The sequence below is a fragment of the Massilia soli genome, from assembly GCF_016809835.1.
GTDB classification, from domain to species: domain Bacteria; phylum Pseudomonadota; class Gammaproteobacteria; order Burkholderiales; family Burkholderiaceae_D; genus Telluria_A; species Telluria_A soli.
Genome location: NZ_JAFBIL020000007.1, coordinates 235,698 through 251,463, shown reverse-complemented (window position 1 = coordinate 251,463; position 15,766 = coordinate 235,698). Strand labels below are relative to the sequence as shown.

Annotated in this window: 13 protein-coding genes; 9 read left to right on the top strand and 4 right to left on the bottom strand. The window is 65.9% G+C overall.

Annotation, left to right across the window (positions count from 1 at the left end; all coding sequences use genetic code 11):
- The first annotated feature begins 4 nt into the window (after nt 1-4).
- Nucleotides 5-568 carry a TOL_0243 family YfiR-like periplasmic protein gene (locus I4X03_RS18390; protein ID WP_223469704.1) on the top strand — a complete coding sequence of 188 codons (564 nt, stop codon included), beginning with the start codon at nt 5-7 and terminating at the stop codon, nt 566-568.
- On the opposite strand, the gene I4X03_RS18385 is transcribed toward I4X03_RS18390, so the two are convergent.
- The 3 genes from I4X03_RS18385 to I4X03_RS18375 form a co-directional block, all read right to left on the bottom strand.
- Nucleotides 565-2,325 (bottom strand): ABC transporter ATP-binding protein, encoded by a 1,761-nt coding sequence (locus I4X03_RS18385; protein ID WP_223469703.1) that lies wholly within the window; start codon nt 2,323-2,325, stop codon nt 565-567. The genes I4X03_RS18390 and I4X03_RS18385 overlap by 4 nt on opposite strands.
- Before the next feature lie 16 nt (nt 2,326-2,341).
- Entirely contained in the window at nt 2,342-4,093 is a 1,752-nt protein-coding gene (locus tag I4X03_RS18380) for an ABC transporter ATP-binding protein (protein WP_223469702.1), read from the bottom strand.
- 101 nt (nt 4,094-4,194) lie between these two features.
- The gene (locus I4X03_RS18375; RefSeq protein WP_223469701.1) at nt 4,195-4,911 is read right to left on the bottom strand and encodes a phasin family protein; all 717 of its coding nucleotides are present in this window, start codon (nt 4,909-4,911) and stop codon (nt 4,195-4,197) included.
- 202 nt (nt 4,912-5,113) lie between these two features.
- Here I4X03_RS18375 and I4X03_RS18370 point away from each other — a divergent pair, with 202 nt between their 5' ends.
- The 8 genes from I4X03_RS18370 to I4X03_RS18335 all read left to right on the top strand — a co-directional run bounded on the left by I4X03_RS18370 (nt 5,114) and on the right by I4X03_RS18335 (nt 12,708).
- On the top strand, nt 5,114-6,385 hold the full coding sequence (locus tag I4X03_RS18370) for an amidohydrolase family protein (protein ID WP_223469700.1): 1,272 nt from the start codon (nt 5,114-5,116) through the stop codon (nt 6,383-6,385).
- Between the two features lie 56 nt (nt 6,386-6,441).
- Entirely contained in the window at nt 6,442-6,957 is a 516-nt protein-coding gene (locus I4X03_RS18365; RefSeq protein ID WP_223469699.1) for a GNAT family N-acetyltransferase, read from the top strand.
- Nucleotides 6,958-7,095: 138 nt separating this feature from the next.
- Nucleotides 7,096-7,962: an STAS domain-containing protein gene (locus I4X03_RS18360; protein ID WP_223469698.1), complete on the top strand. Its 867-nt coding sequence runs from the start codon at nt 7,096-7,098 to the stop codon at nt 7,960-7,962.
- 4 nt (nt 7,963-7,966) lie between these two features.
- The gene (locus I4X03_RS18355) at nt 7,967-8,329 is read left to right on the top strand and encodes an STAS domain-containing protein (RefSeq protein ID WP_131428948.1); all 363 of its coding nucleotides are present in this window, start codon (nt 7,967-7,969) and stop codon (nt 8,327-8,329) included.
- 43 nt (nt 8,330-8,372) lie between these two features.
- A complete protein-coding gene (locus I4X03_RS18350; protein WP_223469697.1) occupies nt 8,373-8,789 on the top strand; it encodes an ATP-binding protein in 417 nt (138 codons plus the stop codon).
- 38 nt (nt 8,790-8,827) lie between these two features.
- Nucleotides 8,828-9,802 (top strand): ATP-binding protein, encoded by a 975-nt coding sequence (locus I4X03_RS18345; RefSeq protein WP_307735377.1) that lies wholly within the window; start codon nt 8,828-8,830, stop codon nt 9,800-9,802.
- Nucleotides 9,799-11,178: an ATP-binding protein gene (locus I4X03_RS18340; RefSeq protein WP_223469695.1), complete on the top strand. Its 1,380-nt coding sequence runs from the start codon at nt 9,799-9,801 to the stop codon at nt 11,176-11,178. Before I4X03_RS18345 ends, I4X03_RS18340 begins: the two co-directional genes overlap by 4 nt.
- An 18-nt stretch (nt 11,179-11,196) precedes the next feature.
- Nucleotides 11,197-12,708: an ATP-binding response regulator gene (locus I4X03_RS18335; RefSeq protein WP_223469694.1), complete on the top strand. Its 1,512-nt coding sequence runs from the start codon at nt 11,197-11,199 to the stop codon at nt 12,706-12,708.
- Nucleotides 12,709-12,860: 152 nt separating this feature from the next.
- On the opposite strand, the gene I4X03_RS18330 is transcribed toward I4X03_RS18335, so the two are convergent.
- Nucleotides 12,861-15,764 carry an MGH1-like glycoside hydrolase domain-containing protein gene (locus I4X03_RS18330; RefSeq protein WP_223469693.1) on the bottom strand — a complete coding sequence of 968 codons (2,904 nt, stop codon included), beginning with the start codon at nt 15,762-15,764 and terminating at the stop codon, nt 12,861-12,863.
- Between the last annotated feature and the right edge of the window lie 2 nt (nt 15,765-15,766).

The following is a 15,766-nucleotide window of genomic DNA, read 5'->3' as shown; positions in this document are numbered from 1 at the left end:
GCCGATGCGACCTTTTTTCCGGATGATGTCGCTGCCGCGGCGGTACGGCAAGGCCGCCGTGCTGGCGCTGGCCGCCGCGCTGGCGCCCGCCGCCGCGGCCGACATCGGCAGCGAGCGTGGCATCAAGGCGGCGTTCGTGTCCAAGTTCATCGGCTATGTCGATTTTTCCGGCCACGCCGCCCCGGCGCCGCTGGTGATCGGCGTGGTCGGCGCCGACGACATCGCGCGCGAACTGGCGCGCATCGTCGGCGCGCGCGGCATCAATGCGCGCCCCGTCGGCGTCAGGACGCTGGGGCCGGGCGACCATCTCGACGCCGTCCATGTGCTGTTCGTCGGGCTGGGCGAATCCGAGCGCGCCGAGCGGCTGCTGCGCGCCGCGGCCGCCGAAGGCATTCTGACCATCACCGAATTCGACCACGCGCTGCGACATGGCAGCGTGATCAACCTGCGCATCGTCGACCAACGGGTGCGCTTCGAAGTGTCGCTGGCCGCAGCCGAGAAGGCCGGGCTCAAACTGAGTTCGCGCCTGCTGTCGGTGGCCCACTATGTCGATAAGGGCGAGCGCTAGGCTTCCAGCTGCTGCAGCAGGTAGAGGCGCTGGTACAAGCCGCCATCGATGCGCATCAAGTCCTCATGCGCGCCGCTTTCGGCGATCCGTCCATGGTTCAGCACCACGATGCGGTCAGCCTCGCGGATGGTCGACAGGCGGTGCGCGATCGCGATGATCGTCACCTGGCCGCGCAGCTCGTTCAGCGCGACCTGCACAATCTGCTCGGTCTGGCTGTCGATATGCGAGGTCGCCTCGTCCAGCAGCAGGATGCGCGGCTTGCCCGCCAGTGCGCGCGCAATCGCGATCAGCTGCTTCTGCCCGGTCGACAAGCGTCCGCCGGCTTCGCCAAGCGAGGTGTCGTAGCCTTGTTCCAGCGCCGCAATGAAGTCGTGGGCGTGGGCCGCGCGCGCCGCCGTTTCGATGTCGGCCTGGGTCAGGCCGCGTCCCATATCGATGTTTTCGCGCGCCGACGCCGCCAGCAGGAACGGGTCCTGCGGCACCAGCCCGACTTCGGCGCGGAAGCGCTCGTTGTCGATGCCGTCGAGCGCCTGGCCGCCGATCTCGATGCTGCCGTGCGGGCTTGGATAGTAGCGCAGCATCAGCGACAGCAGGGTCGATTTGCCGCTGCCGGTATGGCCGACAATGCCGATAAAGGCGCCATGGGCCACCTCCAGCGACAGGTCGTGCAGCACCGGCTGGCCGGGGGCGTAGCCGAAAGTCAAATGCGAAATTTTCACCGCCGGTGCGCCTTCGGCCGGCGCCGCCGCCGGCAGGCCGCTGCGGCCGATCGCGTGTTCCGGCGCACCTGGCTCGTCGAGCAGCGCCTTGACCCGCGCGCTGGCCACCACCGCCTGTTGCAGGCCGCTGAACTGCATCGTGATCTGGATCAGCGGCTCCACCACGCGCGCGATATAGCTGATGAACGCGTACAGGATGCCCACTTCGATCGCATTCATCTGGCGCTGGCCAAAGCTGTAAATCACCACCGCCAGCAGCACCACATTGAGCAGGTCGAGCGCGGGGCGCAGCAGGAAGGCGTTGGCGCGCAGTTCGGCCACGCGGGCCAGGTAGTGGTCATGGTTGGTCGCGGCGAAGCGTTTTGCGAAGCGCGCCTCGGCGTTATTCGCCTGTAGCACGCTCATGCCGCCGATGGTCTCCGCCATCTGGCCGTTGATGTCGCTGCGCAGCGCGCGGGCGCGCGTGACGGCCGGCGCCGACAGGCGCTGATACAGCCAGACGATGCCCAGCACCGCCGGCAGCAGGGCCAGCACGATCAGCATCAGGCGCCAGTCCAGCCACGCCATCGCGACCATGGTGCCAACCAGGACGATGCTGCTGTCGAGCATGACGAACAGTACCTGGATGTACAGCGTCTTGACCGCTTCGGTGTCGTTGGTGACGCGGCTGATCAACTGGCCGGTGATGGCGCGGTCGAAGAACGACATCGGCAAGCGCAGCACGTGGGCGAACACCCACTCGCGCAGGCGCTGCACCGAACGCATCGCCATGCCGGACAGGCGCACCAGCTGCAGGTAGCGCAGCCCGGTGGCGATCCAGCCGGTGACCAGGAAGCCGCCCAGCAGCAGCGCCATGCGCGGCAGGTCGAGGTCGCGCGTGAGCAGGTGGTCGTCGATCAGCGCCTTGCCGAGGATCGGGCCGGACACTTCGAAGGCGGCGGCGATCACCAGCCAGAACGTGGCCCAGCCAAGGTGGCGGCGGTCCGGGCGTGCGGCCAGGCGCAACAGCGCGGTGGCCTGGGCGGCGTTCTCGCGCATGTTTTTTTGTTTTGTATCAGGTTGCATCGAGGCTGGCCTCCAGTTGCTGGTAACGCCACTGGCTGGCGTACCAGCCGTTTTGCGCGAGCAGGCTGTCGTGGGTGCCCGATTCCGACACGTGGCCGTCGCGCAGTACCACGATATGGTCGGCATTGACCACCCCGGAGAGGCGGTGGCTGGCGATGACGACGCTGCGTTCGGGCCGTTCGCGGCGCAGCTCCTCGAGGTGCTCGAGGATACGCGTCTCGGTGCCGGTGTCGACCGCCGACAGCGCATCGTCGAGCAGCAGCAGGGTGCTGTCGGCCAGCAGCGAGCGGGCGATGGCCACGCGCTGGCGCTGGCCGCCCGACAGCGTGATGCCGCGCTCGCCCACCGGCGTGTCGTACCCTTGCGGGAAGCGCAAGATGTCGTCGTGGATGTCGGCCATGCGGGCGGCATGCTCGACGTCGGCGCGCGACGCGTCGGGGCGGGCCAGCGCGATGTTCTCGGACACCGTGGCCGAGAACAGGAACGACTCCTGCGGTACCCAGCTGATTGCCGCGCGCAGGGTCGCCAGCGTGTACTCGGACAGTTGGTGGCCGCCCCAGGTCGCGCTCCCGGCCTGCGGGGTCGACTGGCGCAGCAGCACGCGCAGCAAGGTCGACTTGCCCGAGCCGGTCGGGCCGACCAGGCCAAGCGTCTGGCCCGGCTGCAGCGCCAGGCTGATATCGGAGAGGGCAGGGACGGTCTGGCCGTCGTAGGCGAAGGTAACGCCCTCCAGCGCCAGGGTGCCCGGCGCCAGCTGTCCGAGCGTGCCGTGGTCGTCCACGCTCAGGGGCGCGTCGAGCAGCGGCTGCAGGCGCGCCAGGCCGGCGCGCCCGCGATTGATCAGGGACAGCACCCAGCCGGCCGCGAACATCGGCCAGATCAGCTGGCCGAGATACATCGTGAACGCGGTCAGCGCGCCGATGGTCAGCATATCGTTCCACACCAGGTAACCGCCCAGGCCCAGCGTCAGCACGCTGGCGGCGGTCAGCGTCAGGCCGACCGCGGGTTCATACGCGGCTTCCCACTTTTGCGCGCTCAGGCTGGCCTCGGCCGCGCGCGCCGCCAGTTCGCTGAACTGCTTGGCGTTGCGTTGTTCGAGCCCCAGCGCGCGCACGGTACGCACGCCCGACAGCGATTCCTGCACATGGTCGTTGAGCGCCGCGAAGCGCTTGAGCGAGTCGGACGCCGCCACGTGCATGTGGCTGGAGATGCGCCAGAACGCCAGTCCCATCAGCGGGAACGGCAGCAGGGCGATGGCGGCCAGGCGCCAGTCGACGCCGAGCGTCATGATCCCGAGCACCATCACCAGGGTCAGGGTGCCGTCGAAGCCGGCCAGCAGCGCTTCGCCGGCCGCCATTTCAATGGCGTCGATGTCGTTGGTCCCGAGCGCCATCAGGTCGCCGGTGCGCTGCTTCTGGTAAAACGCCGGTCCTTGCGCCGCCAGGCGGGCGAACAGGCGGGTGCGCAGTTCGACGCCGAGCTGGTAGGCCGCCGAGTACAGGCGCAGGCGCCATGCGACGCGCAGCGCGTAGATGGCCAGGCCCATGCCGAGCAGTTGGGCCAGGCCGATCAGCAGGTCGTCGCCGGACAGGCGCTGCGCGGCCATGCCGTCGATCATCGCGCCGATCTTGCGCGGGATAAGAATGGTCAACAGCGCCACGCCAAACAGCATCACCGCCGACGAGGCGTAGGCGCGCCAATGCCGGCGCACGAAACCGCCGATCAGCCTTGATAAAGTCATGCACAATCCCTGGAGGCTGGCCCGTAAACCAATAAACGGGCCGAAGCCCGTCAATGTACACCGTTTGGCAGGCGGGCGCAGCGGCACCCGCCATGCCGGGGTCAGCGTTTCTTGCCGCGCTTTGGCGTCAGCAGCTGCTGGTCGAACACGGCCGGCGGCGGGCTGGCATCGACCGGCTTGACCTGCGGCGCCAGCTTGGCGCCAGCGGCCGCGATGGTCGCGCCGGCAGGCTTGACGCTCACCGGCTTGCCGGCCGCCTTGCTGGCCGCCTTGGCGATCGGTTTGACTTCGGCAACCGGGACCGGCGCCGGCTCCGGCGCCAGCGCGACCAGCGGCTGCTTGCCTGGCTTGAGCGGGCGCGCCTGCGCGGCGCTGATGTCGGGCGCCGGCGCTGCCGCCGGCACAGGTGCAGGCGCTGCCGCTTGCGCAGGCGCTGCTGCTTGCTCAGGTGCCGGCGCTGCCGCTGGCGGCGGCGTCACTGGCGCGGACTGGCGCGCCGCCGCTGGCACGGCAGCGCTCAGCAATCCGGCCTGGACATCGGCCACGATGCTCAGCCACTGGCTGCCGTATGCCATCACCGAGCCCAGGTCGGGGGCGGTTTTGCTCAGTGCGAACAGGTCGCGCGGGTCGCGCATGGCGGCCAGTTCCTTCAGCGCCGTTGCCGAGTGGTCGACGGCGCTGCGGCCGGTTGCCATGTTCAGGGCGATCAGGCGGGCGGCGCCGTCGAAGGCGCGCGCGCCGAACGATTCGAGGAAGTCGAGCTGGGCCTGGATCTGCGACTTGCCTGCTGCGGAAAACTGTTCTGGAAGTGTACTCATGTGGTTCCCTTAGGTTCGTTATGACGCGCTGCAATATTTACTAGTGTATCCATGATGGGGCGGGTTGAAAAGCCCTATCCCGACGAATGTGGCTTGGTAAAATCTTGCATTGCAGCATCAATGATTTTGGTCAACAAATTGCGCCGCGTGATTGGCGGTAAATCGCTACAATCGAGCCAGTCTCCCAGCCCCGGAAAGCCATATGGACCTCGTTATTCGCAATGCCACACTGCCGGACGGCCGCCAGGCCGATATCGCCATCGAAGGCGAACGTATCGCCGGCGTCGGCGCGCAGCTGCCATGCAAGGGCGCGCGCGAAATCGACGCCGAAGGCGACCTGGCGACGCCGCCGTTTGTCGACGCCCACTTCCATATGGATGCCACGCTCAGCTACGGTTTGCCGCGGGTGAATGCCAGCGGCACGCTGCTCGAAGGGATTTCCCTGTGGGGTGAGTTGAAGCCCCAGCTGACCCAGGATGCGCTGATCGAACGGGCGATGCAGTACTGCGACTGGGCCGTCGCGCGCGGCCTGCTGGCCATCCGCACCCATGTCGATGTCTGCGACGACCGCCTGCTGGCGGTCGAGGCGCTGCTCGACGTGCGGCGCCGGGTGGCGCCCTACATCGACCTGCAGCTGGTGGCGTTTCCGCAGGACGGCCTGCTGCGCAGCCCGACCGCGTTCGCCAACCTGAAACGGGCGATTGCGATGGGCGTCGATGTGGTGGGCGGGATTCCCCACTTCGAGCGCACCATGGCGCAAGGCGCCGAGTCGGTGCGCCTGCTGTGCGAGTTCGCCGCCGACAAGGGGCTGCGCGTGGACATGCATTGCGACGAGTCCGACGATCCGATGTCGCGCCACATCGAGACACTCGCGGCCGAGACCCACCGCCTCGGCCTGCACGGCCGCGTGGCGGGGTCGCACCTGACATCGATGCATTCGATGGACAACTACTACGTCAGCAAGCTGCTGCCTTTGATTGCCGAAGCGGGCGTGGCGGCGATCGCCAACCCCTTGATCAACATTACCTTGCAGGGCCGTCACGACAGCTATCCGAAACGCCGCGGCATGACCCGCGTGCCCGAACTGCTGGCCGCCGGCGTCGATGTCGCTTTCGGTCACGATTGCGTGATGGACCCATGGTACGGCCTCGGTTCGGGCGACATGCTCGAGGTGGCGCATATGGGCCTGCACGTGGCGCAGATGACCGGCAGGGAGGGGATGCACCAGTGCTTCCTGGCGGTGACGGAGACGCCGGCGCGCATCCTGGGGCTGGAGGGCTACGGACTGGCGCCGGGCTGCAACGCCGACCTGGTGCTGCTCGACGCCGGCAGCCCGGTCGAGGCGATCCGCCTGCGCGCCGCGCGCCGGCTGGTGCTGCGGCGCGGCCAGGTGATCAGCGAGGCGCCGCGCGTGCGCGCCGCGCTGTCGCTGCCGGGCCGGCCGGGCCACATCGATTTCAGGCTCGGGCGCTAGCGCGGCCGCGCCGCGGTGCTAGACTTCCCGGCTGTACCCACAACTTTCGCCGCCCCATGAAGATCCTCGAGACCGAACGCCTGCGCCTGCGCACCCTGGACCGCAACGACGCCGTGTTCTACCTAGCGCTGGTCAACACCCCCGGCTTCATTGAATTTATCGGCGACCGCGGCATCCGCACGCTCGACGCGGCCGCGCAGGCGATTGCCGACGGGCCGATGGCGATGCAGGCCAGGCTTGGCCACTCGATCTACCTGGTCGAGGACCGGCACAGCGGCGAACCGCTCGGCATGAGCGGCTTGATCAAGCGCGACACGCTCGACCATGTCGATATCGGCTACGCCTTCCTGCCCGAGCACTGCGGCAAAGGCTACGCCTGCGAAGCCGGGAAGGCCGTGGTCGAGCACGCACGGCGCGATATCGGGCTCGAGCGGCTGCTGGCCATCACTTCGCCGGGAAATGCCGCCTCGATCAGCCTGCTCGAAAAGCTTGGACTGCGGATGGAAAAGACCATTTTCCTGACGCCGGAAGACCGCGGCACCAAGCTGTTTTCAATGGCGTTGACGAGATGATCGTTGTGTCAACAATACGATTCAATTGTGCAACAGTTGGTCGACTTGTCCGCTATACTGACGGGTTGGCAGTAGTGATATTTCCTACGTCTAATTTATTTCCCGAATGCAAATGTTTTTCCACGACAAGGACCCCCTATGAGCAACGATACAAGCGTTCAATTAGCAGCAATCATCGCAAAACACGAAGCTGAGCTGCTCGAGGGCTGGTTCTCGGGCATGATGTCTCGCATGATTCGCCGCGACAAGAACGCCGAATCGGAACTGCGCCAGCAGGGCGCGGCGTTTCTCAACGTGCTGGGCGACGCGCTGCGCAGCGGCGCCAGCATCGATATCGAGACGTCCGGCTGGAACGAAACGCGCCGCATGCTGACCGAAATCTCGCAGGCGCGCGTGCGCCAGGGCTTTTCGTCGATCGAAACGGCGCACTTCATCTTCGCCCTGAAAGAGCCGCTGTTCGGCTACCTGCGCAACGAACTGGCCTCCGAGCCTGCGGCGCTGATTGAAGCGATGTCCACCACCAGCGCCCTGTTCGACCGCCTTGGCCTGTACACCATCGAGGTGTACCAGAAAGTGCGCGAGCAGGTCATCCTGCGCCAGCAGCAGGAACTGCTTGAGCTGTCCACCCCTGTCGTGCAGCTGTGGCAAGGCATCCTGGCGCTGCCGCTGATCGGCACCCTCGACAGCGCGCGTACCCAGGTGGTGATGGAAAACCTGCTGCAGAAGATCGTCGAAACCGGCGCATCGATCGCGATCATCGACATCACCGGCGTGCCGACCGTCGACACCCTGGTCGCCCAGCATTTGCTCAAGACGATCGCCGCCGCACGCCTGATGGGCGCGGACTGCATCATCAGCGGTATCCGTCCGCAGATCGCGCAAACCATCGTCCACCTCGGCGTCAACCTGGAAGATGTACTGACCAAGGCGACCCTGGCTGATGCCTTCGTGGTCGCGCTCAAACGCACCGGTTCGACCATCAGCATCGGCCAGGACGGGCGCTAAGACCATGGATCGCATACCAATTCTGAGAATGGGCCGACTGCTGCTGGTCACGATCCAGGTCGACATGCACGACCGCCTGGCGATGACCTTGCAGGACGACCTGACGACCCGAATCGTCAAGGATCGCGCCACCGGCGTACTGATCGACATTTCGGCGCTGGATATCGTCGACTCGTTCATCGGCCGCATGATCAGCAATACCGCGGCAATGGCGAAGATCCTCGATGCGCGCACCGTGCTGGTGGGGATGCAGCCGGCCGTGGCGATCACCCTGGTGGAGCTGGGCCTGACGCTGGAAGGCGTCAGCACGGCGCTTAACGTCGAGCGCGGCGTCAAATTGCTCCAGCAGGAAAGCGAATGGGACTGAACCGGCACCGTATGGTCTACCGTGCCGGCCTCGGGGTGCGCTCATGAACGCCGCAATGACGGGTGATATCGTCACGCCGCTCGGCTCCGACGAGGATGTCGTGCGGGTACGAAAACTGGTCCGCGACCAGCTGGTGGCGCTCGGCTTTTCGCTGATCGACCAGACCAAGATGGTGACCGCGGCCAGTGAGCTGGCACGCAACACGCTGCGCTATGGCGGCGGCGGACGCGCCGAACTGTCACTGGTCCACGACGGCGGCCGGCGCGGGCTGTCGATCAGCTTTATCGATGAAGGCCCCGGCATCGTCGACATCGCCAAGGCGCTCACTGACGGCTATACCACCGGCGGCGGCATGGGCCTGGGCCTGTCCGGCGCGCGCCGCCTGGCGGACGACTTCGAGCTCGATTCTGCGCCTGGCAAGGGCACCCGCGTCACAATCACGAAATGGAAACCGTTTTGACCCAATCCGCAATACATTCAACTTTCCATGTCGGGGAGTTGAGCGAGATAGCGGCTGCCCGGCGCGCCGCTGCGGAAATGGCGCGCCGGCTCGGTTTCAGCGAGACGCGCGCCGGCAGGCTGGCCATCGTGGTCACCGAAGCGGCAACCAATATCGTCAAGCATGCGCGCGAGGGCGAGATCCTCATGCGTCCAGTCGACGTCAACGGCCAGTGCGGCGTTGAGGTGCTGGCCATCGATACGGGTCCCGGCATGGCCAATCTCGACCTGCTGATGGCCGACGGTACCTCGACCGCCGGCACCTACGGCGTGGGTCTCGGCGCGATCCAGCGCCAGTCCGACAGTTTCGATATCTATTCCGCGCCTGGCAAAGGCACCGTCGTCATGATGATGGTGTGGGCGCTCGACGGCGCGGCGCCGCAGACCGGCTGGGAGGTGGGCGGCGTATGCCTGCCGATCGCCGGCGAGGATGAGTGCGGCGACAACTGGGGCGTGTCGTATCACCAGAGCGGCATTTGCGTGGTGGTGGCCGACGGTCTCGGCCACGGACCGGAAGCGGCTGTCGCCTCGACCGCGGCGGTCGGCGCATCGCTCGACTTCGATAGGGGGCCGCCGGGCGCGCGCACCACCGACGCGCACGCCGCGCTGCGCTCGACGCGCGGCGCCGCCCTGGCGGTGGTGGATATCGACTCCTACGTGGGCAAGCTGGTATTTTGCGGCGTCGGCAATATCGCCGGCAGCATCGCCGGCGGCAGCACGCGCCGCCACCTGTTGTCGCACAACGGCATCGTCGGCAGCAACCTGCGCAAGGTGCAGGAATTCGAACAGCCATGGGACAGCGCGTCGGTGCTGATCCTGGCGTCCGACGGCATCAACACCCGATGGGAGCTAAGCGCTTATCCCGGCTTGGTGTTCAGGCATGCTTCCGTCATCGCCGCTATCCTGTACCGCGATTTCTCGCGCGGGCGCGATGACTCAACCGTTGTCGTGGTTCGCGAGCACGCCCTCCCATGAGCCTGCGCATCGTCACGGTCAATATCGCGGCGGAGGTAGACGTCGTCAACGCCCGCCAGCGTGCGCGGGAAGTAGCGCGCATCAGCGGTTTTGGCGTGCAGGACCAGGTGCGCATCGCCACCTCGGTGTCTGAACTGGCGCGCAACGTATTCAATTATGCAGGCGCGGGCAAGGTTGATTTTTCGATCGAGCAGGACGGAGCGCGACAGCTGCTCCAGATACGCATCGAAGACCGCGGTCCTGGCATTCCGCATCTCGATGTGGTGCTGTCGGGCCGCTATCATTCGCAGACCGGCATGGGCCTTGGCATCCTGGGCGCGCGGCGCCTGATGGACAGCTTCGCCATCGACACCGCGCCCGGCAAGGGCACCTCGATCACGCTGCGCAAGCTGCTGCCTCCAGAGGCGGGCCGCGTCACGTCCGCCACGCTCGGCGAGCTCAGTACGGCAGCCATGTCGCAGCCGGCCGATATGCTCGGCGAGCTGCGCCAGCAAAACCAGGAGCTGCTTGGCGCGCTGGACGAACTGAAAATCCGCCAGGAAGAACTGATCCAGCTGACCCGCGAACTCGAAGACACCAACCGCGGTGTCGTCGCGCTGTACGCGGAACTGGACGAGAAGGCCGAACACCTGCGCCGCGCCGACGAAATGAAATCGCGCTTCCTGTCGAACATGAGCCACGAGTTCCGCACGCCGCTGAGCTCGATCCGCGCACTCGCTACGCTGCTGCTGAACCGCGTCGACGGTGAGCTGAGCGTGGAGCAGGAGAAGCAGGTCAACTTTATCCTGCACGGATCGCTGGCGCTGAACGACATGGTCAACGACCTGCTCGACATCGCCAAGATCGAAGCCGGCAAGGTCGATGTGCACGCCGACGAATTCGAGGTTGGCGAGATGTTCCGCGCGCTGCGCGGCATGCTGCGCCCGCTGCTGGACGAAAACGGCGCCGTGGCGCTGATTTTCGACGAGCCGCCCGAGGGCCTGAAGATGATCTCCGACGAGGGCAAGCTGTCGCAAATCCTGCGCAACTTCATTTCCAACGCGCTGAAGTTCACCGAGCGCGGCGAGATCGTGGTGCATGCCGAAGCGCTTGAAGACGAGGGCCAAGTGCGGTTTTCAGTCAGCGATACGGGCCTGGGCATCGACCGCGAACACCTCGAGATCATTTTCGAAGAATTCGGCCAGGTGGCGAACCACCTGCAGGCCAAGACCAAAGGCACGGGGCTGGGCCTGTCGCTGTGCCGCAACCTGGCGACACTGCTGAATGGGTCGGTGAACGTCGAAAGCACGCCCGGTAAGGGGTCGGTCTTCTGTGTGACGATCCCCGTTGTATATACTGCAAGGCATGGCGACCAACACGCGCCTGTGCCAACTTAATCAGCCACGAGCCAGTCCATGCTATCGAATCTACTCAATTCCGTTATTCTCATCGTCGATGATAGCGATGCTGCACGCTATGCGCGTTCGCGCATCCTGATACGGGCTGGATTCAAGGTGATCGAGGCGGCGACCGGCAACGCGGCGCTGACGATGGCGCGCGAGAACCTGCCCGACCTGGTCCTGCTCGATACCAAGCTCCCCGACATCAACGGCATGGATGTCTGCCGCAAGCTCAAGGCCGACCCGGAGACCAAGGCGATCCTGGTGCTGCAGACGTCGGCGTCGTACATCGCCGTGGCCGACAAGATCCGCGCGCTGGACGGTGGCGCGGATAACTATTTGTTCGAGCCGATCGAGCCGGAGGAACTGGTTGCCAACGTCAAGGCGCTGCTGCGCCTGGCGATCGTCGAACGCGAACTGCGCGACGTCGACCGCCGCAAGGATGAATTCCTCGCGACCCTGGCGCACGAGCTGCGCAATCCGCTCGGGCCGATCCGCAGCTCGGTGGAATTGCTGTGCAAGCTGGAGCCATCGGTACCTGACTTGCAGGACCGCGCGCGCCGCACCATCGCGCGCCACACCGACCACCTGGTACGCCTGGTGGACGACCTGCTCGACGTCGCGCGCATCTCGCAAGGCAAGATCACGCTGCACCAGGAACGGGTTGAGTTGAAAAGCGCGGTCGCCAACGCGCGCGAGTCGGTGGAAGGCATCATCGAGAGCCGTAAACACGTGCTGAATGTGTCGCTACCGGAGAATGAAGTCTGGATCAAGGGCGATCATGTACGGATGTGCCAGATTATCGGCAACCTGCTGCACAATGCCGCGAAGTTCACGCCGCCTGGCGGTGTGGTCGGCCTTGCGCTGACGGTGGAGGGCGACGATGCGGTAGTGCGCATCAGCGACAACGGCATCGGCCTGGAAGAAGCCAACATCGAGTTTATCTTTGGCCTGTTCGCGCAGGACGGGCATTCCGGCGACCGCGTGCAGGACGGGCTTGGCATCGGCCTGTCGCTGGTGCGTTCGCTGGTGGCGCTGCATGATGGAACGGTCACGGCGACCAGTCCGGGCCTCGGCAAGGGCAGCGTGTTCGAAGTGCGGCTGCCGGCCTATCCTTACGACCGTAGCAACGACGAACAGGCGCTCGATCAGAACGCCGGCATGGCGGCGACGCGCATCCTGGTGGTGGACGATAACGCCGACGCGGCCAATACGCTGGCCGAACTGCTCGGCATCGACGGGCACGATGTCGTCACCGCTTACTCGGGCCGCGACGCGCTGGCCCGCGCAGCCGAATTCCAGCCGCGCTTTGTATTCCTCGATATCGGCTTGCCCGACATGACTGGCTACGAAGTGGCCGCGCAGATGCGCAAGCTGGCGGGAATGGACAGCGCGGTGCTGATCGCGCTGACCGGTTATGGCCAGGCGCGCGACCGCGAGCTGGCGATGGATGCGGGCTTCGACGAGCATGTGGTCAAGCCGATCGACTTCGCCAAAGTCACTTCGCTTAACCTCCACACGCGCTGACGCCAATCCCGCGCGCGCTGCTATCGCAACATTGAGACTTGGAATGCAGGATTCAAGGTCCCCCCTGTGAAGGCAGGGGGGCCATATTCGGCATGTTTAGTATGGGCCCCTGCTTTCGCAGGGGCGACGTGTGCGAACGCGCGGGAACGGCGTCAGTTGGCTTTCAGGATCCGCACGCCATAGATATCGACCCGGTTCCACGGCCCGTGCGTGCCGCCAGCGGCGCTGAACGTGCTGTTGCTATCCAAATAGCTCATGTTGTAAAAGTCGCTGAGTTCAATCCGGTATGAGCCTGCCGCCAGGTGCGCCTGCAGCGGGGTGGAATACACCAGCGGCGTGTTCTCCTTCTCCACGCGCGCATGCGGCAGCTGCACAACCCCCTGTGCGACAACGCGTCCCGCCGCATTTTTCAGCATCAGCCATTTGACCCCGCCGCTGATGCCCAGGTTGATCTGGTTGGCGCCGTTGTGATACTGGATCTGTACCCGGTACTGGCCCGCGCTGTCGATACGAACCGCATCGACGGCGAAGCGGTCGCCCGGCTTGCCCCAGTCCTTGAGGTGCGGCGCGGCGAATCGGACGCTGGAGGGCTGGATTCCGAGATTCGATTTCACCCGCGCGTCCGTCACCGGCACCTGCAGGCCCGCCCCGGTGCAGCGCGGCGCGCTGTGATGGCTGCGATTGCCCGACTTCTCGAACTGCGCCTCGACGGCGTAGCAGCTGCCCGCCATCGCACGCGCATCGCGCCAGGTTCCCGCGGCGACCCTGGCGGCGACCAGCTTGCCGTCGCGGTAGACGTTGTACACGGTGCCGGCCGGGTTTCCTCCGGCGCCGATGTCGAGCGCCACTGCGGCGCCGTCATGCGCCAAGCGCGTGATGACCGGCTCGCGCGGGCCAAAAACGTCCGGCGACTCGGCATACGGATCGGCGCTGACGCGGCGAATCGCCTGTTGGCCAGCGCGCAAAGCGCCAAGGGTGACGGTGATCGTGTTGTTGGCTTTCAGCTGGTCGAGACGTATCTGCTGCTGCGCCGGAACGCCGTTCAGCGTCACTTTGTCGATGTCGTAATAGCCGGTGGCGCTGGACGCGGGCGGCAGTTCGACCCGCACATCGACCTGCTTGCCGTGCAGGCGCAGGCGGCGCAGCGTAATCGCCTCGGCTGTGCCGAACGCTTCGCGGCGCAGCTTGGCGGTGATGAAGGGCCGCAGGCGGATGCTGTCCGCTTCCAGCGTCACCCCGAACACATTCTCGACCACCATCCCGAGATACGCGCCGACCGACCAGAGCTGGCGGCGCGAGTTGATGACGGGCCCGATCAGCGACGGATTGGCTTCGTCGAGCAGCAGCGGCTGTCCGGACAGCCATTCGAGGTTTTCCATGTTGGACAGGTTGACCGCCGCCCCGCGCATCAGGGTGTCGTAGGCGGCGTCGGCCACGCTGGCATTGCCGCCGATGGCCGCGGCCTTCAAGCCATAGGCTGTCACGAACGGCCACATGGCGCGATTGTGATACACCGGAATGCCTGGCTGCTGCGGATAGATCACCGGCGCGCCCATTGGGCCGTGCGGATAGCGGGACAGGATGCTGCGCGCCTTGGCTTCATCGGCGATGCCGGTGACGATTGCCAGCGATTGTCCGAGCCAGTCGAACTTGTGCATCGCCGCGCCGTCGAAGTGGCCCGCGCTCAAGCTGCTGTACATGCCTTCGCCCGGGAGCCACAATCGCGTGTTGATGGCTTTTTTGAGGTCGCGCGCCCAGGCCTTGTACTTGCGGGCGCGCGCGTCGTCGCCATGTTCGGCTGCCAGCGATGCCGTCAGGGTCAATGCCTTGTAGTGGCCGACATTGGTCGACAGCGATTTGGAGCTCGCCATCGAGGACAGGTCGTTGACGATCCATGCGGCGTAGCTCTGGTCGCGCCAGTCGAGGAATGACTGTTCGCCGGTGTACAGGCCCGATTCCTTGTCGAACGCGGCGATTCGGTCGTTTTCAATCGTGTTGGCCAGCGCCTTGAGCGCGCGCGCCGCGAACGGCTTGCGCTCGGCCGCTGGCAGCGATTTGAGCGCTTCCTCGGCGCCGAAGGCCCAGGTGACGCGGTCGGTGCTGACCGGCCAGCTGCCGCCGCTGCCGGTGTCCTGGATGATCTGCAGGCCGTCCTGGCTGCCGGCGACCTGCGGCGCCTTGACAACGCCTTTGCGGAACGGCGACAGCTTGAAGTCGAGCGAATTGCGGGTGCGCGCAGGATCGAGCATCGCCAGCCCAAGATCGGCGGCATACGACAGGTCGCGCGTCCACACGTAGTGCCATTTTTCGCCGGTTTCAAAACACGCGCAGGCGATCGCCGCGCCGCCGTTGTAGTTGCCGTCCTTGATTTCGCTGACCGAGTTCTGCTTCATCTCGAAGCCGGCCAGCGCAAACAGCGCGTCGAAGGCCAGGTTGCCGGTGCGGGCCACCGGCAGGCCTTCCGGCTCGCTATAGAGCGCGTACTGCGGCCCGGGATCGCGCAGCTGCATCGTGGTCGACTGCGCATAGGTGCGCTGCGCCGCAGCCGCATCCTGGACCGAGAACCGCACGGTCTCCTGCTTGCCGTCGAAGGTAGGCCAGGCCTGCACCACCTGCTGCTGGTGGCCCTTGTGCGGATCGATCGCGGCAACCGCCGGATTCGGCAGGCGCGTCACGCGCAGGCGCGGCGCCTTCGGGTCGGTCACGTCCACGCTGAACTTGTAGGGCGCGGTGGTTTTGACGAACAGGTAATCCTCCGGCCCGGCGCTGGTGTCCATCCGGTAGTCGGTGTCGGTGGCCACCTTGATGCTGGCGTTCGGGTCGATCACCCACTCCGCGCTCCAGTCCTTGCTGCCGACCTTGAACGCATGGTTGCCCGGGCTGATCAGGATATCGGCCTCGTACACGCCCTTGCCCTTGTAGACCATGGCGTTATCAAGGCCCCAGCCGTTGAATGCGCCGCGGATGAACAGGTCTTTGCCGGCCGGGCCTTGCGCGCTTGCCGCGCTGCCGCTGACGAGGAGGGCGGCCAGCAGCCAGTGTGATGTAGCGGTCATGG

Bases quoted from the DNA above. Each gene is read 5' to 3' on its own strand.
- I4X03_RS18390 (WP_223469704.1), top strand. From the start codon at position 5: ATGCGACCTTTTTTCCGGATGATGTCGCTGCCGCGGCGGTACGGCAAG.
- I4X03_RS18385 (WP_223469703.1), bottom strand. From the start codon at position 2,325: ATGCGCGAGAACGCCGCCCAGGCCACCGCGCTGTTGCGCCTGGCCGCA.
- I4X03_RS18380 (WP_223469702.1), bottom strand. From the start codon at position 4,093: ATGACTTTATCAAGGCTGATCGGCGGTTTCGTGCGCCGGCATTGGCGC.
- I4X03_RS18375 (WP_223469701.1), bottom strand. From the start codon at position 4,911: ATGAGTACACTTCCAGAACAGTTTTCCGCAGCAGGCAAGTCGCAGATC.
- I4X03_RS18370 (WP_223469700.1), top strand. From the start codon at position 5,114: ATGGACCTCGTTATTCGCAATGCCACACTGCCGGACGGCCGCCAGGCC.
- I4X03_RS18365 (WP_223469699.1), top strand. From the start codon at position 6,442: ATGAAGATCCTCGAGACCGAACGCCTGCGCCTGCGCACCCTGGACCGC.
- I4X03_RS18360 (WP_223469698.1), top strand. From the start codon at position 7,096: ATGAGCAACGATACAAGCGTTCAATTAGCAGCAATCATCGCAAAACAC.
- I4X03_RS18355 (WP_131428948.1), top strand. From the start codon at position 7,967: ATGGATCGCATACCAATTCTGAGAATGGGCCGACTGCTGCTGGTCACG.
- I4X03_RS18350 (WP_223469697.1), top strand. From the start codon at position 8,373: ATGAACGCCGCAATGACGGGTGATATCGTCACGCCGCTCGGCTCCGAC.
- I4X03_RS18340 (WP_223469695.1), top strand. From the start codon at position 9,799: ATGAGCCTGCGCATCGTCACGGTCAATATCGCGGCGGAGGTAGACGTC.
- I4X03_RS18335 (WP_223469694.1), top strand. From the start codon at position 11,197: ATGCTATCGAATCTACTCAATTCCGTTATTCTCATCGTCGATGATAGC.
- I4X03_RS18330 (WP_223469693.1), bottom strand. From the start codon at position 15,764: ATGACCGCTACATCACACTGGCTGCTGGCCGCCCTCCTCGTCAGCGGC.